19 protein-coding genes are annotated in these 23,234 nt (G+C 59.6%); 6 read left to right on the top strand and 13 right to left on the bottom strand.

The features are described from left to right. Positions 1-2,434, top strand: a 2,434-nt coding sequence (locus FTE24_RS17045; RefSeq protein ID WP_160441809.1) for an efflux RND transporter permease subunit, incomplete at its 5' end; no start/stop codon positions are given. Between the two features lie 463 nt (positions 2,435-2,897). Here FTE24_RS17045 and FTE24_RS17040 read toward each other — a convergent pair. Both FTE24_RS17040 and FTE24_RS17035 read right to left on the bottom strand, forming a co-directional pair. Next, positions 2,898-4,493: a gluconokinase gene (locus FTE24_RS17040; protein ID WP_150235069.1), complete on the bottom strand. Its 1,596-nt coding sequence runs from the start codon at positions 4,491-4,493 to the stop codon at positions 2,898-2,900. Between the two features lie 245 nt (positions 4,494-4,738). After that, on the bottom strand, positions 4,739-5,404 hold the full coding sequence (locus tag FTE24_RS17035; RefSeq protein ID WP_160441808.1) for a TorD/DmsD family molecular chaperone: 666 nt from the start codon (positions 5,402-5,404) through the stop codon (positions 4,739-4,741). A gap of 393 nt (positions 5,405-5,797) precedes the next feature. Here FTE24_RS17035 and FTE24_RS17030 point away from each other — a divergent pair, with 393 nt between their 5' ends. Further along, positions 5,798-7,039, top strand: coding sequence for an MFS transporter (locus FTE24_RS17030; RefSeq protein ID WP_150235065.1), 1,242 nt, complete (start codon positions 5,798-5,800; stop codon positions 7,037-7,039). Positions 7,040-7,173: 134 nt separating this feature from the next. Here the strand turns inward: FTE24_RS17030 and FTE24_RS17025 are convergent, their stop codons facing one another. Further along, the gene (locus FTE24_RS17025) at positions 7,174-8,919 is read right to left on the bottom strand and encodes a glutamine--tRNA ligase/YqeY domain fusion protein (RefSeq protein ID WP_141447467.1); all 1,746 of its coding nucleotides are present in this window, start codon (positions 8,917-8,919) and stop codon (positions 7,174-7,176) included. A gap of 179 nt (positions 8,920-9,098) precedes the next feature. Here FTE24_RS17025 and FTE24_RS17020 point away from each other — a divergent pair, with 179 nt between their 5' ends. Then, entirely contained in the window at positions 9,099-9,656 is a 558-nt protein-coding gene (locus FTE24_RS17020; protein ID WP_141447468.1) for a GNAT family N-acetyltransferase, read from the top strand. A gap of 29 nt (positions 9,657-9,685) precedes the next feature. On the opposite strand, the gene FTE24_RS17015 is transcribed toward FTE24_RS17020, so the two are convergent. From FTE24_RS17015 to FTE24_RS17005, 3 genes are read right to left on the bottom strand one after another with little or no spacing between them, the layout of a single operon-like run. Continuing rightward, complete coding sequence (locus tag FTE24_RS17015; protein ID WP_150235063.1) at positions 9,686-10,186, bottom strand: GNAT family N-acetyltransferase; 501 nt, start codon at positions 10,184-10,186, stop codon at positions 9,686-9,688. 51 nt (positions 10,187-10,237) lie between these two features. Next, the gene (locus FTE24_RS17010) at positions 10,238-11,458 is read right to left on the bottom strand and encodes an MFS transporter (protein WP_150235061.1); all 1,221 of its coding nucleotides are present in this window, start codon (positions 11,456-11,458) and stop codon (positions 10,238-10,240) included. An 8-nt stretch (positions 11,459-11,466) separates the two neighbouring features. Further along, positions 11,467-13,599, bottom strand: a complete 2,133-nt coding sequence (locus FTE24_RS17005; RefSeq protein WP_202111900.1) for a molybdopterin-containing oxidoreductase family protein — start codon at positions 13,597-13,599, stop codon at positions 11,467-11,469. Positions 13,600-14,016: 417 nt separating this feature from the next. Between FTE24_RS17005 and FTE24_RS17000 the strand changes: the two genes are divergently transcribed. Both FTE24_RS17000 and FTE24_RS16995 read left to right on the top strand, forming a co-directional pair. Then, on the top strand, positions 14,017-14,835 hold the full coding sequence (locus FTE24_RS17000) for a hypothetical protein (protein WP_150235058.1): 819 nt from the start codon (positions 14,017-14,019) through the stop codon (positions 14,833-14,835). A gap of 132 nt (positions 14,836-14,967) precedes the next feature. Then, the gene (locus FTE24_RS16995; protein WP_150235056.1) at positions 14,968-15,552 is read left to right on the top strand and encodes a TIGR00730 family Rossman fold protein; all 585 of its coding nucleotides are present in this window, start codon (positions 14,968-14,970) and stop codon (positions 15,550-15,552) included. Between the two features lie 154 nt (positions 15,553-15,706). Here the strand turns inward: FTE24_RS16995 and FTE24_RS16990 are convergent, their stop codons facing one another. Continuing rightward, entirely contained in the window at positions 15,707-15,883 is a 177-nt protein-coding gene (locus tag FTE24_RS16990) for a hypothetical protein (protein ID WP_160441807.1), read from the bottom strand. 246 nt (positions 15,884-16,129) lie between these two features. Further along, positions 16,130-16,987, bottom strand: coding sequence for a formate/nitrite transporter family protein (locus FTE24_RS16985; RefSeq protein ID WP_150235054.1), 858 nt, complete (start codon positions 16,985-16,987; stop codon positions 16,130-16,132). A 245-nt stretch (positions 16,988-17,232) separates the two neighbouring features. Here FTE24_RS16985 and FTE24_RS16980 point away from each other — a divergent pair, with 245 nt between their 5' ends. After that, on the top strand, positions 17,233-18,204 hold the full coding sequence (locus FTE24_RS16980; RefSeq protein ID WP_150235052.1) for a phosphotransferase family protein: 972 nt from the start codon (positions 17,233-17,235) through the stop codon (positions 18,202-18,204). 240 nt (positions 18,205-18,444) lie between these two features. On the opposite strand, the gene FTE24_RS16975 is transcribed toward FTE24_RS16980, so the two are convergent. The 5 genes from FTE24_RS16975 to FTE24_RS16955 all read right to left on the bottom strand — a co-directional run. Next, positions 18,445-19,839, bottom strand: a complete 1,395-nt coding sequence (locus tag FTE24_RS16975) for an FAD-dependent oxidoreductase (RefSeq protein ID WP_150235050.1) — start codon at positions 19,837-19,839, stop codon at positions 18,445-18,447. A 525-nt stretch (positions 19,840-20,364) separates the two neighbouring features. Continuing rightward, positions 20,365-21,240, bottom strand: coding sequence for an ABC transporter ATP-binding protein (locus FTE24_RS16970; protein WP_237401814.1), 876 nt, complete (start codon positions 21,238-21,240; stop codon positions 20,365-20,367). 308 nt (positions 21,241-21,548) lie between these two features. Next, a complete protein-coding gene (locus tag FTE24_RS16965; protein ID WP_237401813.1) occupies positions 21,549-21,980 on the bottom strand; it encodes an AbrB/MazE/SpoVT family DNA-binding domain-containing protein in 432 nt (143 codons plus the stop codon). A 482-nt stretch (positions 21,981-22,462) separates the two neighbouring features. Beyond that, positions 22,463-22,678: an aspartyl-phosphate phosphatase Spo0E family protein gene (locus FTE24_RS16960; RefSeq protein WP_237401812.1), complete on the bottom strand. Its 216-nt coding sequence runs from the start codon at positions 22,676-22,678 to the stop codon at positions 22,463-22,465. Positions 22,679-22,935: 257 nt separating this feature from the next. Next, positions 22,936-23,234, bottom strand: a 299-nt coding sequence (locus FTE24_RS16955; RefSeq protein WP_202111899.1) for a hypothetical protein, incomplete at its 5' end; no start/stop codon positions are given.

The raw sequence follows: 23,234 nt of genomic DNA, 5'->3' as shown, positions 1-23,234 counted from the left end.
TGCCGAAGGCGCGCAGGGCAGCGCCGAGTCCGCCGCCGAAGCGCAGGGCGCGGCAGCGGCCGGCGCGCAGGGCACGGAGGGCGCCGCGGCTGCGGCTGCCGCAGCCGGCCTGCCGACGGTGAAGCTGAGCGACATCGCCAAGATCGAAGTCGTCGGCAGTTCCGAGTCCGTCTCGCGCACGAACGGTCTGGAGTCGATCGGTATCCAGATCGTCAAGACGAACGACGCCAACACGGTCGACGTCGTCAATGCGGTCAAAGACCGCATCGCCGAACTGGAAGATCAATATTCCGGTCTCAACCTGACCGTCATGCTCGACCAGGGCAAGCCGATCGAAGATTCGGTCCGGACCATGCTGGAAAAAGCGATCTTCGGCGCGCTGTTCGCCGTCCTGATCATTCTGCTGTTCCTGCGCGATTTCCGCTCGACGATCATCTCGATCATCTCGATCCCGCTGTCGCTGCTGATCGCGGTGCTACTGCTCAAGCAGATGAACGTCACCTTGAACATGATGACGCTCGGCGCGATGACCGTCGCGATCGGCCGGGTCGTCGACGACTCGATCGTCGTCATCGAGAACATCTACCGGCGCATGTCGCTCGATACCGAGAAGCTGCGCGGCCGCCAGCTGATCAGCGCGGCCACGCGCGAGATGTTCCTGCCGATCATGTCTTCGACGATCGTCACGCTCGCCGTATTTGTTCCGCTCGCTTTCGTCAGCGGCATGGTCGGCGAACTGTTTATGCCGTTCGCGCTGACGATGGTGTTCGCGCTGCTGGCCTCGCTGCTGATCGCGATCACGATCGTGCCGATGCTGGCGCATACGCTGTTCCGCGGCGGCCTCAAGAAGAAAACGTCGCACGACAAGCCGGGCCGCCTGTCCGAAGGGTACAAGCGCATCCTGAACTGGTCGCTGTCGCATAAGCTGATCACGTTCCTGATCGCCGTCTTCCTGCTTGTCGGAAGTCTGTTCACGATTCCTTACGTGGGAACGAGCTTCCTGCCGGAGCAGGAAGACAAAACGTTTACGTTCACGTACGCGCCGGAAGCCGGCGCCACCGACGAGCAGGCGCAGGATCGCATGCTCGAAGCGGAGAAATTCGTCCGCGAACAGCCGAACCTGACGAATATGCAGTATTCGATCGGCGGATCGAATCCGCTCGGGTTCGGTTCGGCGAACTCCGCCCTGTTCTACACGGAGTTCAACAGTGATACGAAAAACTTCGACACGGTCAAGGAAGACCTGCTCGCCGGTCTCCAGGAACGCGTACCGGAAGGCGAATGGAGCCAGATGGACATCGGCGGCGGCCTGGGCGGAAGCCAGCTGAGCGTCAGCGTCTACGGCGACAGCACGGAAGACCTGAAGCCGGTCGCCGACCAGATCCTCAAGCTGATCCAGGCCGACGCGAACTTCGAAGAAGCCGAGAGCGGCCTCGAAGAAGGCTACAGCCAGTACACGCTGGTCGCCGACCAGCAGAAACTCAGCTCCTACGGCCTGACCGCCGGACAGATCGCGATGGCGCTTGCGCCGGTCACGCAGCGTCCGGTATTGACCGAAGTCGATCTCGACGGACAAAGCCATAAGGTCTATATCGAAACGGAAAGCAAAACGTTCACCGCCTTGTCGGAGATCGAAGACACCGAGCTGACGTCGCCGCTCGGCATCCAGGTTCCGATCTCGGACGTGGTCGAAGTGCAGGAAGGCATCGCGCCGGACACGATCTCCCGTTCGGACGGCAAGACCGTCGCCCAGCTGTCGGCCAATATCGTCTCGTCCGACGTAGGCGGAGCTTCGACGGCGCTTGAAGACAAGATCAACGCGCTGGACCTGCCGGACGGCATCACCGTCGAATTCGGCGGCGTGACCGAGCAGATCAACGATACGTTCTCGCAGCTCGGCCTTGCGATGCTCGCTGCGATCGCGATCGTCTACTTCGTGCTCGTCGTGACGTTCGGCGGCGGCCTCGCGCCGTTCGCCATCCTGTTCTCGCTGCCGTTTATCGCGATCGGCGCCTTGATCGGCCTACTGATCGGCGGCGAATCGCTCAGCGTCTCGGCGCTCATGGGCGTGCTGATGCTGATCGGTATCGTCGTCACCAACGCGATCGTTCTCATCGACCGCGTTATTCACAAAGAGCGCGAAGGGCTGTCGACCCGCGAAGCGCTGCTGGAAGCCGGTTCGACCCGTCTGCGTCCGATCCTGATGACGGCGCTTGCGACAATCGGCGCCCTGATCCCGCTCGTCGCGGGCTGGGAAGGCGGCGCCGGCATCATCTCCAAAGGTCTCGGCATCACCGTTATCGGCGGCCTGATCAGCTCCACGCTGCTCACGCTCGTCATCGTGCCGGTCGTGTACGAGTTCCTGATGAAGATCAGCTCCAAATCGCGCGCCCGCCGCGCCGAAATGGAAAAGCTGGAAACCCCGCTGGATTAATCCCGCGCAGCCTGGTATGACAGGCAGGATCGGGCCGCCCGTGCGGCCCGGTCGCTGCTGCGGCCTAAGTATGGAAAAAAGCCGCTCCCCTTGGGGGAGCGGCTTTTTTGTGTAGGGCATGCTTGGTTTGGCGCATATCCGTGCAGCATACGTCGTTTGGTTTTCACGTGCAGGCTTGCGATGCGGCGTATGGCGCAGAGCATATGGCACGGGGCATTTCCTCTCCGGCACCCGGCTTTTGCACAAATCCCAACCTTGTAACCGCACGCCTAACGAACCCTGGTATCGCTATTCTCCCCTTATTCAGCTTTTTCGGCAAACTAACGAATCGTCGTAGCCTTATCCGGCCGAATTGGGACGTTTGAGGCCATTTTGGAGCAAATAGCATGCTGACGATTCGTTAATAGGCGAAAAAGCGTGCTGGTGCGCAAATAGCGTGATACGGATTCGTCAAAATCCCCGCTCAAGCCGAAGACCCTTGCGATTCCGGCTTCGCTTCGCCTTCCTGGCTCTCGTCTTCGTGGTTGATGCCCGTTCCGCGCTGAAGCTGCGCGATCTCGGGGAAGACCGGTTCCAGCTGGTCGTACACCCGCTTGAACAGCGAATAATAACGCTCGTACGTATGGAAGCGTCCGGCGTCCGGTTCGTGCGTGCGCAGGATACCGATCGCGTCTTTGACGTCGCCCAGATCGCCGATCGCGCCGGTCGCCAGCATGGCGACGGAGGCCGCGCCGAAAGCGGACGCTTCGTACGTATCGGGCACGACGACCTGCGTGCCGGAGAGATCGGCCAGCATCTGCGTCCAGATTTCGCTTTTGGCGAATCCGCCCGACGCCAGCAGCGAACGGCTTGGGCCGCCGATCTGCGTCAAGGCGTCCGACACCGTGCGTATGGCGAACAGCACGCCTTCCATCGTGGCGCGGCCGAAATGCTCCCGCCCGTGATGCAGCGTCGCCCCGAAGTACGTGCCGCGGGCGTCCGCGTTCCAGTACGGCGCCCGCTCCCCGCTCAGATACGGCAGGAACAGCAGGCCTTCCGAACCCGGCGGCACCGAATCGGCCAACTGCATGATGCGGTCCAGCGCCTCTTTTTCTTTGAGATCCGCGCTTTCGCCTTCGCCGATCACGAACTTCTCCAAATACCAGCGCAGCGCGATGCCGCCGTTATTCGTCGGCCCGCCGATCAGCCAGCGCTTCGGTTCGAACGCGTAGCAGAACGTCCGGCCGGCCTTGTCCGTACTCGGCTCCTCGGCAAAAGAACGCACCGCGCCGCTCGTGCCGATCGTCACGGCCGTCTCGCCGCGTTCGAGCGCGCCCACGCCGACGTTGGCGAGCGCGCCGTCGCTTGCACCCGCGATCCACGGCGTATCGGGATGCAGCCCCATCCGCTCCGCAAGCGTGCGGTCCATGCCGCTGAAGCGCTCCGTAATCGGCACGATCTCGCCGAGCCGATCGGGAGACAGGCCGATCAAACGCAGCGCCGACTCGTTCCAGTCGAGTGTATGCAGGTCGAGCATCCCCGTCGCCGAAGCAAGCGAGACGTCGATCGCGTAGCGGCCGAACAGCCGGTGCAGCAAATATTCCTTGAACGAGACGAACTTGGCCGCCCGCTTGAACAGCTCCGGTTCGCGTTCGGCGAGCCAGAGCAGCTTCGTCAGCGGCGACATCGGATGCACGGGCGTGCCGGTGGCCGCATACAGCCTCCGTGCTTCGCCGGTTCGATGCAGTTCGTTCGACTGCCGGATACTGCGGTTGTCCGCCCACGTAATGACGGCCGTCAGCGGCTTGCCTTCGCCGTCCACCGCCATCAGGCTGTGCATCGCCGTGCTGATCCCCACGGCCGAAATATCTCCGGCCTGCGCGTTCGCTTCCTTCATCGCGCCGCGGATCGCGTCGGCCACCGCGTCCATCAGCTCTTCCGGACGCTGCTCGGCCCGGCCCGCTTCCGGCACCAGCAGCGCGTACGCCGCCTGCGAGCCTCCGCGGATCTGTCCTTTTTCATCATATAAAAAGGCTTTGGTGCTGGTCGTGCCGATATCGAGTCCGATATACAGTCCCATTAAGGCATCCTCCTTTGCTTTGCGCCCGGCTCTCGGGACAGGGGCCCCGTTACACGAAGCTTGCCCGGTCTATGCCCTTTTGGACAGTCGGCAGGCAAACGAAACAAAAAAAGCCGATCGCGTTTTTCCGGCTCGGAAAAACAGGTTCGGCGGTTCACTTTTTTTTCGCTCGGCTCGGCATACGGTCTTCCCCTTGCGTCGGCACGCATAGAGGCTTCAATCCGCATCCGGCTTCATCTAAACGATCAATCCCCGACCCGGGCCGACAGCCACGCGCGGTCGAACAGAAGTACCGCTTCCAGCATGGCGCACAGATTCAGGTACAGCGGACTGACCGTGCCGGCGCGCATTTCTTCGCAAAACGAAGGAATCCACGTCAGCAGATGCCGCTGCACGAATTCCAGCTGCATCCGGGCCAGCCGTTCGCGTTCCCCGCGGGAGCGCACGCCTTCGATCATCCGCTCGGCGAGCACGGCCATGAATTCCAGCTCCACGCTCAACTCGTCATCTTTTTCCCCGGACGTCCGGTTCAGCGTGACGCCCGCCCGGTCGTACGCGGCGCCGGCGCGGCTGGCCGCGAGACCGGCTTCGACGCGCACATAGCCCGATTCGCGCAGCGGGATGCCGCTGCCCCGACGGCCGATCAGACGCTCGTATTCGCGGGCCTGCGCCGTGCAGTACGGCCGCAGCGAAGACGGTTCCAGTTCCGCAAGGATCGAGCGGAAGCGCAGGAACGCGCCGTCGTTCCAAAGGGTATGTTCCAATTTCCGGCGCCATTTCATCGTCAAATGCACGCTCGGTTTATAAATGATAAATTCGCTCAGCAGTTGGTACAGCGTCAATCGGGTCTGCGCCCAGTGCTCGTCTCCGTGCACGGCCGATCCTTGCTTCTCCATCATCGCGGTCGTCATCAGCTTGAACCTCCTTGCGGAAATGGGCGCCCGGGAAGTTCCGTCCGAACGGAGAAACCGGCCGCCGAAAAAGATGCAACTCAAGTCCATGGGTCATCCGGCAGGATTGCTTACGCTTACAAGTTAAGTATACTCCCGATTTCTGCTATGCTGCGGGGAACGATGTGACAAAATGGTTGCAGTTCGTGGGTCGTTTGGATCAGGGGCTTTTTGCGGCGCGTTTCCCCTTTTCATCGTTACCGCTGTGCATTATTTTGTTGTAATCTGTCTTGGGAAGGACTATATTGTCGATTAAGGACCCTACTGTCCGGCTGGCTTCAAGGCCAGAATCTCACATAAGATGAAAGCCCTTACTTCAAAAAAGACCGACTACTCGCAAGGGGTGTGCCCGAATTGTCCGACCGACCGTCCAATCCATCGCAACCTTTATCCTCCGATACGAACCGCGCAGCCTTCTTCCCGCTCAAAGCCTTCAATTTTTTCCTGTACGGCGCCATCGCGGTATTTGCCAGCTTTTTCCCGCTGTATTTGCAGGACGCCGGCATGAACAAGCTGACGATCGGAACGTTGATGGCGATCGGTCCGTTCGTTTCGCTGATCGCGAACCCGTTCTGGGGTTATCTCGGCGACCGGCTCGAAAATACGCGGCGCATGCTGATTCTGATGCTGGCCGGTACGCTGGTGCTGGCGCAGTTCGTTTTCCACGTGCAATCGTACGCCATGATCTACGTGGCGATGATCGCCTTTTTCTTTTTCCAGAGTCCGATGTTCGCGCAGAGCAATACGATGATTCTCGGCTATATCGACGGCAGCGGCCGCAAATTCGGCGGATTCCGTCTCTGGGGCTCGCTCGGCTGGGCGTTGACGGCGGCCGCGGCCGGCTTCGTGATCGACCGTACCGGCACTTCGCCGGGCGTCCCGTGGCTGTTCACCGGCCTGCTCGGCCTGACGCTGCTGTGTGCGATCGCACTGCCTTCGCTGCGCCGGGCGACCGCCACGTCGATCGTGGCGCCGGGCGGCTTCCGCAAAGTGCTGACGAACCCGACGTTCTCCGCTTTTCTGCTGCTCGGCGTGCTCGTCTCGATCCCGAACGCGATGAACGGCACGTTCATGACGCTGTATATTACGGATCTCGGCGGCTCCCGCGAGCTGGTCGGTTGGGCGGTTTTCTCCGCGTCGATTCTTGAAGCCGTTTTCTTCCTGATCTTCGACCGCTTTTTCCGCCGCCGGCTCGGATTCATGATGATCTGCCTGACCGCCGTAAGCGCGCTGTTCGCGCTGCGCTGGTACCTGATGTCGGTCGTGAGCGACCCGATGCATATCGTCTACATCCAGATGCTGCACAGCGTCACGTACGCGGGCTACTTCTACGTCGGCACCCAGATGACCAGCATGTTCGTGCCGGACGCGTACCGCGGCACGGGACAGGCGCTGTTCACACTCTCCTGGAGCGGCTTGTCCGGCGTCTTCGCGGGCATCGTCGGCGGCTGGATGTTCGACAACTTCGGCGCCCCGATGATGTACCAGAGCGGTGCGGCGCTGTCGGTGATCGGAACGGTCGGCTTCGCCGCGATGGGTTATACGCTGTATCGCAGCCGCCAGCCCGAAGCGGTCCCGGTACAGGGCAAATCGTAAGCCGGTACGCCAACGCCTCCGTAACTCCCTTCGCTGCGGAGAATCGGAGGCGTTTTTGCGGGAACGCACCAAAAAAACCGCTTCGAAACGAAGCGGTTTTTCGGTTAACGGGGCTGGGTATTCGGCTCCGTCTTTTATTTTTTCGGCATTTTGAACGAGCTCTTCATCGACACGATGCGGCCGAATACCGGCTTGCCCGGCTCCGACAGCTGCGGATCGACGTTAAAGTACCCGTGACGGAAAAATTGGAATTTGTCCTGCGCCGCGGCGTCTTTCATCTGCGGTTCCACGAAGCCCTGCACGATCTCCAGCGAATCTTTGTTGACCTTCTTGAGGAAATCGTCCACTTCGTCCGCGGAGACGTCGTTCGTCTCGTCGGTCGCCAGTTCTTCCGATTCTTCGTCTTCGCCGAGCAGCGGCTCGTACAGACGGAATTCGGCCGGCACGGCGGCGGAAGCGTCCACCCAATGAATCGTGCCTTTGACTTTGCGGGCATTGAAGTCGCTGCCGCTCTTCGTCTCCGGATCGTACGTGCAGTGGATCTCGACCACTTCGCCGTTCTCGTCCTTGATAAAGTCATGGCACTTGATGAAATACGCGTGCTTCAGACGCACTTCGTTGCCCGGGAACAGGCGGAAATATTTGCTGACCGGCTCTTCCATGAAATCGTCCTGCTCGATGTAGATCTCGCGCGAGAACGGAATTTGGCGAACGCCCATTTCTTCGTTCTCCGTATTGTTCTCGGCCGGCAGCAGCTCGCTCTCGCCTTCCGGGTAGTTCGTGATGACGACTTTGAGCGGACGCAGCACGGCCATCGTTCTCATCGCTTTCATCTTCAGGTCTTCGCGGACGAAATGCTCCAGCGTCTGGATATCGACCAGCCCCTGGCTTCTCGAAATGCCCGTCTCGTAGATGAAATCCTTGATCGCGTCCGGCGTGTACCCGCGGCGGCGCAGTCCGGAAATCGTCGGCATGCGGGGATCGTCCCAGCCGTCGACCAGATTCTCTTCGACCAGCTTGCGCAGCTTGCGCTTGCTCGTCACCATCGTGGACACGTTCAGGCGGCCGAATTCGTACTGGCGCGGCTGCGCCTCCATCTCGCATTGGCTGACGACCCAGTCGTAGAACGGACGCTGATCTTCGAACTCCAGCGAGCAGAGGGAGTGGGTCACGCCTTCGATGGCGTCTTCGAGCGGATGCGCGAACGTATACATCGGGTAGATACACCATTTGTCACCCGTGTTGTGGTGCGTCGTATGCGAAATGCGGTAGATGACCGGATCGCGCAGGTTGATGTTGGGCGAAGCCATGTCGATCTTCGCGCGCAGCACGCGTTCGCCGTTCTTGAACTCGCCGTCTCTCATCCGCGTGAACAAATCGAGATTCTCTTCGACGGAACGATCGCGGTACGGGCTGTTATGGCCGGGTTCCGTCAGCGTGCCGCGGTTCTCGCGAATCTCGTCGGCCGATTGATCGTCGACGTACGCGAGACCTTTGTTGATCAGCAGCACGGCGCGGTTATACATTTCGTCGAAATAATCCGAAGCGTAATATTGGTTGTCCCATTCGAAGCCGAGCCATTTGATGTCTTCCTTGATCGAGTTGACGTATTCGACGTCTTCCTTCACCGGGTTCGTGTCGTCGAAGCGCAGGTTGGTGCGTCCGCCGAATTCGTCCGCCAGCGCGAAATCGATAAAGATCGCGCGCACGTGGCCGATATGCATGTAGCCGTTCGGCTCCGGAGGGAAGCGCGTGACGACCTCTTTGACTTTGCCGCTCTTGAGGTCTTCTTCAATAATCGTTTTGATAAAATTCGGTGGGGTCTTGGCATTGTCCACGGATATCAACCTTTCGTTATTCCCAGATTCTGTGATTCGCATTCCAAAAGCGTCGTTCCTCGTCAAACCTTCTGCTTCTAAATATAACGCAAGCGGCACAACCGTTCAATCGAAACGGCTCTACCGGCGCGCATCCAAGGCGTCTTGTCCGCCTTTTGACGGCCTGCCTGCGATCGAGTAGCATAAAGTCCATCATCCCGCCGAAAAAGGAGCGTGTCCCCATGTTCGTTTTCCCGTTAAAAGACTCCCTCATCCTGAAACCGCTGCGCAGCGGCCATGCCCCGGAATTGTTCGAGCTGATCGAACATTCGCGCCCGACCCTGCGCCCGTGGATGCCCTGGACCGCGCAGATGCAAAGCACGGCCGACGCCGAGGAATTCATCGCCACGGCCGCCCGGCTGTACGCCGACAACGACGCCGTCACCGCCGGTCTGTGGGAAGGCGAACGGCTCGCCGGCGTTATCGGCTTCCACGAGATCAACTGGCGCAGCCGCTCCGCGCAGATCGGCTACTGGCTCGGCGCGTCTTTTGAAGGCCGGGGCATCATGTCGCTCGCCGTTCGGGCTTTCGTCGACTATGCCTTCATCGAACTGGACCTCAACCGCATCGAGATCCGCTGCGCCACCCCGAACCGCCGCAGCCGCGCCGTGCCGGAGCGGATGGGCTTCGTGCTCGAAGGCGTGCTGAGGCAGGCCGAGAAGCTGGACGACGGCTACGTCGACCATGCCGTCTACGGCATGCTCTCGGAAGAATGGAGCGCCAAGCGCCCGCTGCTGTAGACTCCTTGCACGTCCAAGCGCTTGCGCGGCTACAGCAGCCAGAAGCCCATCAGAATATCGTCGACGTAGCGGTCTTCGATATAATATTCGCGCTCCAGGCAGCCTTCCTGCTTGAAGCCGCAGCGCACGTAGAAAGCGATCGCCCGCTCGTTGGTCGACAGCACGCGCAGCCGCAGCTTTTTGATTCCCCGGCGCCGCGTATGCAGCTTGACGCTCTCGATCAACTTCCGGCCGACGCCGAGCCCCTGGTAAGCCGGGTGCACGGCGACGTAGATCTCGGCCGCGTGCGCGTTCGCGAACATCATCGTCGGCGGACGCCAGCCGACGCAGCCGACGACGATCCCGTCGCATTCGGCTACGAGCTGGTTGTCCGGCGGACAGCTGCGCAAATAATGCGTGCGCGATTTCCAGACCGGAATCTGCGGCGAGTTGCGCGTATTCCAGACCAGTTTGTCGATTTTCATGAGCGGCTTGGCATCCTTGATCTGCGATTCCCGAATCACCACTTCGTTTTCGATCACCCGCTTCATTCTCGCTCCTCCTCGGCCCGTCGTTCTTTTTCGCGCCGCCGCCCTGCCGGTTCATGCTTCGCCCGCCGCTCCGTCTCCGACGTTGCGAGAACGCTGAAGCCGATGATTCAGGGCGAAGAACCCGAACGACAGGACAGCCGCCGCCACCGCAAGCCACGCGACCGGCTCAAGACCGCCGCGGTCATACAAAATGCCCATAATATAAGGTCCGATGACCCGTCCGCCCTGTCCGATCCCGCCCGACACCCCGAGATAGAACGGCGCGTTGGCGCTCGTCCGCTCGGAGATGAAGGCCGGCATCGCCGGCTGGAACAAAATTTCGCCGATCGTCGCCAGAAACATCGCCGCGACCATCGCCCCGTACTGCGGGAACAGCAGAATCACGGCGTAGCCCGCCAGATAGAACAGGCTGCCCGCCGTCATCTGCGTCTCCGGCTTGCGGGCGAACGTCCGCTTCATCCACGAGATGAGCGGCTGCAGCGCGAAGATCAGGACGCCGTTCATCGTCCACAAAATGCTGTAATGCGAAGCCGGCTGGCCTTCCGACAAAATGGACGGCGAGACGCCCCCGTTCCAGATGCAGTTGCCCAGCCACAGAAACAGCGCGCCGAGGCCCATGTAGAGATAGACGCGCGTATTCAGAAGCAGCGGCAGCGCCTTCTGCTGCCGCTTCGACGTCTTCGCTTCGATCTGCAGGCCGCCGGAGCGGTCTACCCGGTTCAGGTAGACGAAGAAGTATCCGGCGAACAGCAGGCACGTCACGCCGTTCAGCACGAACGTCAGCGGGAACGACAGATCCGCCAGCGGTCCGCTGATCGCCGTCCCGAGCGCCACGCCGATATTGTTGCCGACGTAGATCGTGTTGAAGATCTCGCCGCGCCTTGCCGCGAAGCGGAAGCCGATAAACGCCTGGATCGCCGGCAGCGTCATGGCGTTGCTGAAGCCGACGATAAGCATCGTCAGCATGTAGAGATGCCAGTGCGAGCTGACGACCGGCAGCGCGAACAGCGACAGCGCATTGATCAGCAGCGAGCCGACCAGCAGCTTTTTGACGCCGATGCGGTGATACATCGCCCCGCCGACCAGCTGTCCGCCGATGCCGCCGAGCGATTGCAGCAGGATGACCAGACCGGCATCCTGCATGCTGCGGCCGAGTTCGCCGAAGACGTACATCGTCGTCAGCGGCCACATGAGCGCGCTGCCGGTCGAGTTGATCAGACTCGCCAGCAGCAGCGCCTGGATTTCTTTGGGATATCTGTGAAGCCAACTCATGAGGTTCCTTATCCTTCTTTCATTGCCCCGGTCGGGGATGTTGAATCGGCTGCCGCTTCGGCCCGCCTGATCTCGACCGTCGTCGAGAAGAACGTCGCGCCGCCGCCCATGTCGGCGATCCGCGAAGAGGTCAGCGCGTTGGCCAGCCGCTTCGAATGTCCGGCTGCGCCCGGGCTGTCCGGTCCGGCCCACCACAGCCCCTGGCTGACGGCCGTGCCCGGCAGCATGAGGTCGGTCACGACCGCTTTGAGCCGGTAGACGCCGCGGTCGTTATACGCTTCGACGACCTCGCCGTCTTCGATCCCGCGCCGCTCGGCGTCGACGGGATGGATCTGGAGCAGAGGCTCTTTTTCCATGGCCTGATGCTTGCCGACGTTCGCGAACGTGGAATTGAGGAAGTTATGGTTGGGCGGACTGATGAACATGAGCGGATAACGGCCCTGCCGCTCCGTCCTGTTCTCGCCGTCGAAGCCTTCTTCAAGCGGCAGGTACGTCGGCAGCGCCGGCAGGCCGAGGTCTTGAAGCTGCCGCGAATACAGCTCGATCTTGCCCGAAGGCGTCGTCAGGCGCTTGAGGTAATCGGCTTTGGGCGCCATATCGAGTTCGACGAACCGTTCCTGTTCGAGACGTTCCAGCGTGACCCCGTTCAGGTACGGATTGTCCGGATTGTCCAGCGCGGCCGCGATGACCGTCTCTTCGCTCTCGCGGAACGCTTCTTCTTCGAAGCCCATCGCTTCGGCGAGCAGCTTGAACGTATCGAAATTGCTTTTGCTCTCGCCGGCCGGCTCGATCACCGGCTGCTGAAGCTGGACGTAATGGTGCCAATACGAGGTGTACAGATCGGTATTCTCGAAGCTCGACGTGGCCGGCAGCACGATATCGGCATATTTGGCCGTATCGGTCAGGAACAGCTCGTGCACGACCGTGAACAGATCTTCGCGCCGGAGCCCTTCGCGCACGCGGCCCGATTCGGGCGCCACGACGGCCGGATTGCTGCCGAACACGAACAGTCCGCGCACTTTGGGCTCAAGCGTGAGCAGCGCGTCGGCCAGAGCGTTCATGTTGATCTTCCGCACGCCCGGATCGGGGCGCAGATCGGGCCGCTGGAGCGCGTCGTCGTTCAGCGACGCGTAGGCGCCGTTGGACTTGAACGCGCCGCCGCCCCGGCTCCACTGGCCGGTCAGCGCCGGCAGGCAGGATACGGTCCGCACGGCCATGCCGCCGTTGTCGTGGTGCTGAAGCCCGTTGCCGATATGGATATGGCTCGGGGAGGTCTCGCCGTACATCAGCGCGAGCCGGACGATGTCTTCGGCCGGCACGCCCGTAATGCGCGAGACCCGCTCCGGCGTATACGCCCGCACGTGTTCGCGCAGTTCCGCGTGCCCGACCGTGTGCTCGCGCAGGAAATCCGCGTCGGTCAGCCCGCGCTCGAACAGCACGTGCATCAAGCCGAGCGCAAGCGCCGTATCGGTGCCCGGATGCAGCGGAACGAACCAGTCCGCGCGGCGCCCGGTCAGGTTCTTGTGCACGTCGATCACGACGACGGTCGCGCCGTTCTTGCGGGCCTGCTCCATAAGCACGGCCTGGTGCATGCTCGTGCTGACGATGTTGCCGCCCCAGACGATGAACAGCTTCGCGTTCAGCGTGTCCTGCGGGCTTGATCCACCGCCGAAGCCCATTGTGTAGCGCCAGCCGGCGTTGCCCGCCGAATTGCAGATCGTATACTCAAGCTTCGAAGCGCCGAGGCGCCCGAAGAAGCGGCGATCCATGCCTTCGGCGTTGAGCACGCCCATATTGCCGTAGAAACTGTAGGGCAGGATGCTCTGCGGTCCGTGCTCCGCGGACATTGCCTGGAACCGGTCCGCGATTTCCGAAATCGCTTCCGGCCAGGAGATGCGGACAAATTCCCCGGACCCTTTGGGGCCGGAACGCCGCATCGGATATAGAAGGCGCTGCGGATGATGCACCCGCTCGGCCATATTTCTCACTTTGTTGCAGATCGCTCCCTTGGTCTCGGGATGCGCGGGATTGCCCGTAACTTTGACGATTTTGCCGTTTTCCTTGTGCAGCAGCAGGCCGCAGGCGTCCGGGCAGTCAAGCGGGCAGACTGCCGGAAAGACGCCGCTCGGCCGTTCGGCCATGTTCATGACGGACGGCTCCTTTCGGTGTTCGAATCGTAATGTCTTGCCGGCCTTTATTGTAGCATAATTTGTCCGCAAAATATTTTGTCCGATTGGGGGCGGCAGTGTTTCAATGCGGCGGACTACGGGGTATTAAAAAGCATTGGCAATTAGGCAGTAAATGATGTCCCCTTCATAAGCTGTTCCTGCTGCCATATCATGGACCACTCCCGAAAATTAGCCTTCACAAGCTCCTTCCCCCGGACTTGTGAAGGCTAATTTGTTATGTCTGCCTCTTTTTATGACCCGGGGCCTTTTTTTGATTTAATGCCTTTTTTTATTTAATGCCTTTTGTATCCAACTTTTTTGCCGGCCCGAACGTCTACTCTGCATACCCGGGATTGCCCGACACCTCGGATCAACAAGGAGGGGAAGACTGTGTCCAGAAAAAAAGCGTGGATGCCCGCGGCCGTCTGCCTGCTCGCGCTCACCGCCTGCTCGCCGAACGAATGGGCCGGCCAAGTGCTCGAAGACCGTATTATTCAGGTCAAGCGGTACCCCGACCAGCAGAAGCCGTACGTCGGTTACGCTTCGGCGTTCAAAGGCTACATATGGAAAAAAGGCGGCGAGACCGAACTGCGCCAAGCGTGGGACAAGGTGCCGGAAGCGAAATCGATGGGCGATCCCGACGAAGTGGATCTGACCGGTAACACAAGCATTCTCGTCCGACAAAAAACGATAGCCGCTTCTTCGCTCGAAGAGATCGTCGAGCAGGCGGCCGCCTACGAATACAAGCACGACGTCAGCGGCATCCGGATCGACTCCGAGATCGTCCAGGGCGATTGGGTGCTGGCTTCGTTTCCTTACCGTTACCGAGGCGTGCCTTATACCGGCAAGGTACTGGCCAGGCTCAAAGGTCATACGTACATCTACCACAGCCTGAACTTCTCCCCCGAACTGACCGACGAAGGCAAACGACTGCCGTTTGTGCCGGGCAACGGTTCCATGGGCGTAGGCGAAAAAGAAGACCGTGAAGCCGTCGACTTCTCCTACTTCGACGGCTCCGTCAACGACGAACGGATCGAACAGATCGTCATACATGACGAAAACGGCAGCGAAGTGATCCCGATCGAAGCGGACCAGCTCAGCTATGTGATCTCCGACGATCGCGACGCAAACGGCGGTGCCGCCCGGGATATTCAATACATCGAAGCGCTCGACCGGGCAGGCAGGACCGTCTATACCTGGCAGTATTGACGCACGATGACCCCTTGCGCCCGGCGGCAGGGGTTGGATAATCGACAGGATTTACCGTCTGTTTACCCGGCGTTCGGGGCTGGGCGCTTGTCGGCCTCCGTGCTATGATTAGAGGAAAAGGAGACTTGCATCATGCCAAACAGCATTGCGGTATTCTGCGGTTCGAGAGAAGGCGCTTCGCCGGCTTATATGGACAGCGCGCAGGCGCTGGGCCGCGAGATGGCGGCGCGGGGAATCACGCTCGTCTACGGCGGTTCGCGCATGGGCCTGATGGGCGCCGTTGCCGACGCCGTGCTCGCCGGCGGCGGCCGGGCGATCGGCGTGCTGCCGGACTTCATGCAGGGCCGGGAGATCGCCCATACGGGCCTCACCGAGCTGATCATGGTCAAATCCATGCATGAACGCAAAGCCAAAATGGCCGAGCTGGCCGAAGGGTTCGTCACGCTGCCCGGCGGCTCCGGCACGATGGAAGAATATTTCGAAATTTTCACCTGGGCGCAGCTCGGGCTGCATACGAAGCCGACCGGCGTGCTGAATTCGGCCGGCTATTACGATCCGCTGATCGCGCTGTTCGACCGGATGACCGGCGAAGGCTTCGTTATGCCGCATCATCGGGCGATGATGCTGACGGCGGAAGACCCGGCCGAGCTGCTGGACCGCATGGAAGCTTACCACGCGCCCGGCGTGCCGCAGGTGCTGACCGAAGAACGCACGTAGAGCGGACAGCTGCGAAGCTTGGTGACGCTTTGCCGACCGCTTAATCCGAATCAAAAGTCAGCATCAGGTGGTCGAGACTTTCCGGCAGCCATGCCCTGTACCCTATAGCAAAAGCGGCTTCGCCACAAGGCGAAGCCGCTTTCGTTATGCGGTGCTACAACGTACGGGGCAAGTCGCCGCGCTTGGCCAATGCGGACCGTCTCCAGCCCCATCTCCAGCCCCGGCTTCTTGGTGTTCGCTCCAACCGCTCTTTTTGCCAATGATTCCGGTCGATGTCGCCGATCTGCCGGTTATGTTCCTGCATCAATTTTTCCATCAAATATGGATGCACGCCTATTCCTCCCCGCCGCTTCGAAGGCCGCCCCGCAAGGCGTACATTCGTTCGCTTATGGAGCAAGTATAGGCGCCCGACCCGGACAGCTGTATGTCCGGGTAGACGGCTTCCGACCCAAAGGGCAGGATCGAGGAGCCGCCGGACACGGCCGCGGCTTGGCCCACCTGAGGCCGTGCGACCCGGCCGCAGCCGCGCGCTATAGCGAGCGCAAAAGCGCGCACGCTCAGGCGCGGCTTGGGCAGATCAAGCGTGCTTCTGCAGCTCGGGCTTAATGTAGTCGGCTTGGGCGGCAAGCCCGGCCTGCGATGCTTCAGCCTGGGCCTGGGGCTCGCCGGCCCGGCGCAGGTACGTGCCCCAGTAAGCGGCGGCGACGAAGATCGCGCCTCCGGTCAGATTGCCGAGCCAGACCGGCACGAAGTTGCCGAGATACTGGCCCCAGGTGAAATGGCCTTCGAAAATGGCGGCCGGAATCAGGAACATGTTGGCCACGACGTGCTGGAAGCCGATCGCCACGAACGCCATCGTCGGGAACCAGATGCCGATAATTTTGCCGCTCATGTTATCTGCCCCGTAGCTGAGCCAGACGGCCAGCGCCACCAGCCAGTTGCAGCCGATGCCGGAGACGAACGATTGCAGGAACGTGCTGTCGATCTTGTGTCCGGCCATATCGACCAGCTTGTCCAGATAAGGGCCGGAAGCGGTCAGCCCGACGATATGGCCGAAAAAGTAGGCGACGAAAATCGCGCCGGCAAAGTTCGCGAGCGTGATCAGGATCAGGTTCTTCATCATCTCGCCTGTCGAGATACGCCGCGCCAGGCGCGCCAGCGGCACGGCCATCATATTGCCGGTCAGCAGCTCGCCGCCGGCCAGCAGCACCAGCACGAGGCCGACCGGGAATACGGCCGCGCCGACGAAATTGGCCATGCTGCCCCATTCGGCGGGCGTATTCGCGATCACGCGAATATCGAGCAGGAAGCCGAGCGCGATAAACGCCCCGGCCAGAAATCCGAGGATCAATACGGAAGAGAGCGGACTGTGCGCTTTTTTGACGCCGTTCTCAACGGTGACTTCCGCGATTTGCGGCGGTTTGCAATAAGCCATGGTTGATGTCTCCTTTGATAGCTAAAATTTGAACCTTCCCTTGTCGTACTCATTTTAGCTCAGGCACTCGCCGGAGTACGTGACAAATCTCATACCGAAACGTATAAAGTGAATTTTTTCACTTATTTTCCGTTTCTTCTTTTCCCCGTGCCGTCTATCGGCATTTTCCCGCTTTCCGCCTCTCTTTTCCCCTATTTGTGGCCGGGCCGCCCGTGCTATCATACAGGGAAAGGCGGTGAACCTTCATGATTGAATCTTTGGCAAAAGAACCCGGTATTCCCCGCTGGATGAACGTTATCCCCGGCTCGAACGGCTGGGCGGCGGCCGAACCGGTCGACAAAGGCTGGTCCGCGGATCGCAAATACCGCATCCGGACCCAAGACGGGCAGCTGCTTCTGCTTCGGCTGTCCGATCCGGGGCTGGCCGAAGCCAAGCGCGAAGAATTCGAACGGGTACGTCAGGCTTCGAAGCTCGGCATTCCGATGTCATTCCCGATCGATTTCGGCATCTGCGAAGGAGCGGCGGATCGGACGTTCCCCGAAGCCGGCGCCCCCTTCGTCTATTCGCTGCTGAGCTGGATCGAAGGCGAAGACGCGCAGGAGGTGCTGCCGGGGCTCTCCGGCGCAGAGGCTTACGCCCGGGGCCGGGACGCCGGCACCTGGCTGCGCCGCATGCACGGCTTGAGCGTTCCGGCCGGCGCGGAAGCGCCGGCGGATACCTTGCGCCGCGAAGTGACGCGCAAACTTCAGGCTTACGAGAACGGAAAACATCGGCTTCCGTTCGGTGCCGAACTGCTTGCGCGGATCGAAGCGCGGCTGCCGCTGCTCGAAGGCTTGCCGGCCGGGTTCCGGCACGGCGACTATCATCCCGGCAACATGATCTTCGGGCCGGACGGCGGCTTGAACGTAATCGATTTCAACCGTTCCGGCACCGGCGACCCGCTGCGCGACTTCAACCGGATGGAGACGTTCACGAGCGGCATCAGTCCTGATTTTGCCCGGGGCCAACTGCGCGGTTACTGGGAGAGCGGCCCGCGCGATCCCGACTTCTGGGGCAGGGTCTCCCTGTACTGCGCGATAGAGTGCCTGTTCGCGATCGTCTGGGCGATTCCGTTCGGCGAACCGGAAATTACCGATACGCTGAGCCGGTCGCAGATCATCTGGGACGACTTCGACGGATTCAGGCGCGATACGCCGAAATGGCTGGACGAAGGCTAGGCTGCAGCCTCGTCTTCAGACCGGCGCTCTGGCGGCAGACCGGGCCGACTATACAAATCTACGGCATGAACCGAGCGTACAACACTGACGACGCATAACAAACGGCATACCATGAACCACGTACAATGAACCGCGTAATAATGAACCGCGTATAAAAAACTGAGCAAGCCAAAAAGCCCGCCGAATCGGCGGGCTTTTCGATAGGGTCTATTGTTTTTCAACACCCAAGACTCCGGCGATTTACGCCTGGGTCTGTTTTTGCACGGAACGGGTCGCTTTTTCTTCGCGTTCTTCGACCGGCTGGGCTTCCATCGCGGCAAAGCCGAGGGAGTTCAGGTAGTTCCACGGTTTGTTGTAATGCGGTTGGAAGAAGAAGTCGACGAAGGCCAATTCTTCGACCGTCATCTTGTTCTGGATGCAGACCGACAGCGTGTTGATCGACTGGGTCAGGTCCACTTTGGACATCAGCTGCGCACCGACGATGCGGCGGCTGTCTTTTTCGAACACGATCTTGAACGTCGCTTTCTCGAATTCCGGCATGAACTCCGGACGGTAGTTGTCTTCGAACGTCGCAGTTGCGATATCGAGGCCCGCTTCCCGCGCCGCCGTCTCGGTCATGCCGGTCGCGGCGATGTTGTCTTCATAGATCTTGATGCCGCTCGTGCCCTGGGTGCCCATGTAGGCGATTTTTTTCTCGACCAGATTCATCGCGACGAGCGTACCCATACGCACCGCGTTCGTGGCAAGCGGAATGTAAGCGGCTTTGCCGGTCGGGTTGTAACGGATCGCGCAGCTGTCGCCGGCCGCATACACGTCTTTGACGCTGGTCTCCATATAGTTGTCGACGAGGATCGCGCCGTTCGGCAGCATGTCGACCTGGTCTTTGAGCAGTTCGGTGTTCGGACGGAAACCGATACACAAGATGACAAGGTCCGCTTCGTGCTCGCCTTTTGTCGTGATGATTTTTTGCACTTTGCCGTCTTTGCCTTCGAACCGCTCGACTTTTTCGTCCAGAGCCAGCGTGATCCCTTTTTCGGTCAGGGAATCTTCGATACGGTCGGTAAACTCGACGTCCAGGTATTTGCTCAGAATCCGTTTTTCCGCATCGATCAGCGTCACTTCCTTGCCGTTCATCTCGAACGCTTCGACCAGCTCGACGCCGATATAGCCCGCACCGATGACGACGACGTTTTTGGCCGTTTTCGCTTTTTCGATGATCGTATTGGAATGGTTGAAGTTTTTGGACAAAATAATGTTCTCAAGCTCGATGCCTTCGAACTTCGGAATGATCGGCCACGAGCCGGTCGTTACGATCAGCTTGTCGAACGTGTCGCCGAATTCTTCGCCCGTTTCCAGGTTGCGCACGGTGAGCGTCTTGCCGGCTGCGTCGACGTTCAGCACTTCATGGCGCATCCGGGTCTGTACTCCGAGGGCGGCCAAATGTTCCGGGGAGGAATAGAAGAGGCCGTTCGGGTCTTTGACCACTCCGCCGACGTACAGCGCGATGCCGCACGAGAGGAAGGAGATGTTGTCGTTGCGTTCGTACACCGTGATCTCGGCGTCCGGGTACAGCTTGGCGGTGCGGACGATAGCGGCGGTTCCTGCGTGCGTACAACCGATAACTGCGATCTTCATGAGTAATTCCTCCAGTAGAATATTTTTTATGGGATAACGCTTTTGCATCCGACAATGATGTGAAAATTTGTACATACTACGTTAAAAAAAAGCTTTTGTAACAACTACCCGGTATGGGGGACGTTGACTCGGCAATCATTTAAGATTGTGAATCTCTTCACCTTGCTGTCCAGGTTAGCTTGTGAATTCGTTCACCTGATACTCTTATTATAGTGTGACTTATTTCACATTGCAAGAGGTAAACGCAACTTTGCGCGTATATTCACATAGTTGTCACAAACGGTACGCTCTTCTGCCCCTTTTCTTCGCCATGTGCGTAAGATTTGTCACAGCATATACGGGAGCCTGTTATCCGGTGCGACGACTTCTTCTTGTTCATGCCAAAAACCGTATCCCGGCAAACGGCCGGAATACGGTTGGACATGCGGTTCGACATGCAGTTGAAAATGCGGCTGATCCTGCGGTTCGGATCAAGCTTCGCACGGCGCCGCGCGCGGGCAGCGAACGGCCGCGAATACGGCAGACTTACTGCGAAGCGGTACGCCGCGCGTCTGCGCCGCCCTGCGGAGTCAGCGGGAGCATGCCCCCCGGAAGCGCGTCGCGCTTGCCTTCCGACAGCGCGTACAGCGCGTACGGCAGGCACAGCGGCACGCCGGTGCGCGGATCGGTCACGATATCGGCTTCGATGCCGAACACTTCGTGCATGACGAGCGGGCACATGACTTCCAGCGGCGAGCCGGAAGCGAGCGCTTCGCCGTTCTTGATCGCGATCATATGCTGGGCGAACCGCGAAGCGTGATTCAGGTCGTGCACGACCATGACGATTGTCCGGCCTTCGGTCTTGTTCAGGTCATGCAGCAGCTGCAGCACTTCGAGCTGATGCGCCATGTCCAGGTACGTGGTCGGTTCGTCGAGGAACAGAATGTCCGTCTCCTGGGCGAGCGCCATCGCGATCCAGGCCCGCTGACGCTGGCCGCCCGAGAGCTGGTCGATCGGACGATCGTGGAATTCGCGCATGCCGGTGACGTCGAGCGCCCACTCCACGACCTTCTTGTCTTCCGCCTTCAGCGCGCCGAAGCCTTTTTGATGCGGAAAACGGCCGTAAGATACGAGCTCGGTCACGGTCAGCCCTTCCGGGGCGGTCGGCGTCTGCGGCAAAATGGCCAACTGCTTGGCGACGTCGCGCGTGGACTGCTTGTGGATCGACTTGCCGTCGAGCAGCACGCTGCCGCTCTTGGGACGCATGAGGCGGGCCATCGTCTTGAGGATGGTCGACTTGCCGGAGCCGTTCGCTCCGACCAGCGCGGTAATCTTGCCCTGCGGAATTTCGATATTGAGATCCTTGACGATCAGACGGTCTTCGTAGGCGATATCAAGGTTGGATGTGCTTAAACGGAACATAGAACAAATCATTCCTTTCCGAAAGGTCTTGGGCCGCGGGTGGCGACTCGGCTCGCAAGCCTTCATAAAACTCGAACAAAACGTCGGTCTGCCAAAACGTGCTCGCAAAAGAGCATTCATTGAAGATCATCGGATCTTCATCGGTTCTTCATTACTGTTTAAGATACTGATAATCATTATCAAATGTCAAGTTAAATTTACCGCCGCCCACCCCCGGACAACACAAAAAGGCCGTAAAGCCCCCTTGGCTTTCCGACCTTTTCGCTTGACGTACTCTGCGCTGCTTCTTGCTCGCAAGCGATTTCGAATCAGGATTTATACTTGAGCTGTTTCTTGAGCTGGCTGACCCGGCTCTGGCTGATGCCCAACATCTGGGCGATTTCGCTCTGGCTGGCTTCCGGGTGATCGATCAACGCCTGCTCCAGGCGAGGCAGCATGTCCGATACGCGAATCCGCTTCTTGGAAGCGGACTCTTCGATCGGGGCCGCCTGCTGAACCGGAACGACCGGCGCATGCTTCAATTCCTGCAGGCATGCCCCGCATACGAATTGATCCTTGTAATACACTACACTATCCAACGTACGACAGAACGCACATTCCGTCGATTTGTACTTGCGCATCACAAGCATTCCGTCGTCGGTCACGAAAAATTCCAACGAATCGCCAATCTCGATATTTCGTGTTCCCCGAATCTCGCTGGGAATGACGATCCGTCCGAGACTGTCCAAGCTACGAATCATACCGGTATCCTTCATTTTATATTCCTCTCTATGTTGAGTTAGCGTTTAGCAAAAGATTAAGTTAATACGTAGTATAGCATATTTCGGATAAATTGCTACTTTTTGTTCAAAAAATTATAAAGTATTAGCTGAAAATATCCTGCTTTTGTATCGAAAGGTTTCGAATATTTCCGATTTCGCGAAACGAACCCAAAAGGTCGGTATTCCGCTTGCATCCCGTAAATACGGGCAAAATCGCACTAAACTTATTGTAACGGTAAAGTGTAACTACATCAAGATAACAAAAAAATAAAAAAATAAAATATGTAAACAAGGTGGTCCGGTTTTTAGCATATAGAAAAAAAACCGTCTAATCAAAAGATGGATCGGTGGGGCCGGAATCCATTCATTTGATCAAACAGTTTTCATGAGGTTGCTTGTACGGCTTCAGCATCATTCATAAGTCGTAGTTATAAGAATATACGTTGGATACCGGCCGACTTCTAATAAGCGGTCTGCTGCAAACTGCCTGATTCCGCTTGCGGGCGTTGTGACTTCTGTCGCTGCGCGAGTACAATGTAAGCATCCAACCGCTGGCTTAACTCGACAACATCCCGGTCGCAAAAGCTTTTATGCTCCGTGATCTTCAGCAGTTCCTGCCTCAAGTACTCGATCATGGTGTACAACGGTTCTTCGCTGCGGTAAGCGTTGTAAGCCAATACGGTCACCTTCTTTCTCATGCTTACTTTGTAATGATAGGCTCTGATACTGAAAAACAATTCTTGCTAAAATAAGATAAAAAAATCACTTTTTATGTGGTCGGTTCATGCCCGATTCAGTGAGAACGAGCGAGAAAAACCTCAGGAAACACTTAAAAAAACGAGCCTCCGGACAATCTCCGGGGCTCGTTTTGTCGTAGTATCATTCAATCCGGCCGGGTCGACCCGGCGCGGGCAGAGCCGGCCGCTATCGCCGCTTAGCGGCGCCGACCGCGGCTGCCCGAGTCGGACCCGCGTCCGCCGCCGCTGCTGCGTCCACCGCTGCCGCCGCCTTCCGGACGGCCGCCGCCGCTGCGGCCGGAACCGCCCTTGCCCCCGCGGTCGGGACTCCCGCCGCGCGAAGGGCCTCCGCTGCGCTCCGTATCGGCGCCGCGCGAGTATCCGCCGCTGCCGCGGCCCGGCTCGCCGCCGGAGCGCCCTGCGCGTCCGGCTCCTGCGGAGCCGCTGCCTTCGCTGCGCGCTCCGCCCCGGCCCGCGCTCTCGCCGCGGGCACTGC

The sequence above is a fragment of the Saccharibacillus sp. WB 17 genome (genome assembly GCF_008634075.2).
GTDB classification, from domain to species: domain Bacteria; phylum Bacillota; class Bacilli; order Paenibacillales; family Paenibacillaceae; genus Saccharibacillus; species Saccharibacillus brassicae.
Note: the sequence above shows the minus strand (reverse complement) of the source record. Positions and strands in the feature narration are given on the sequence as shown.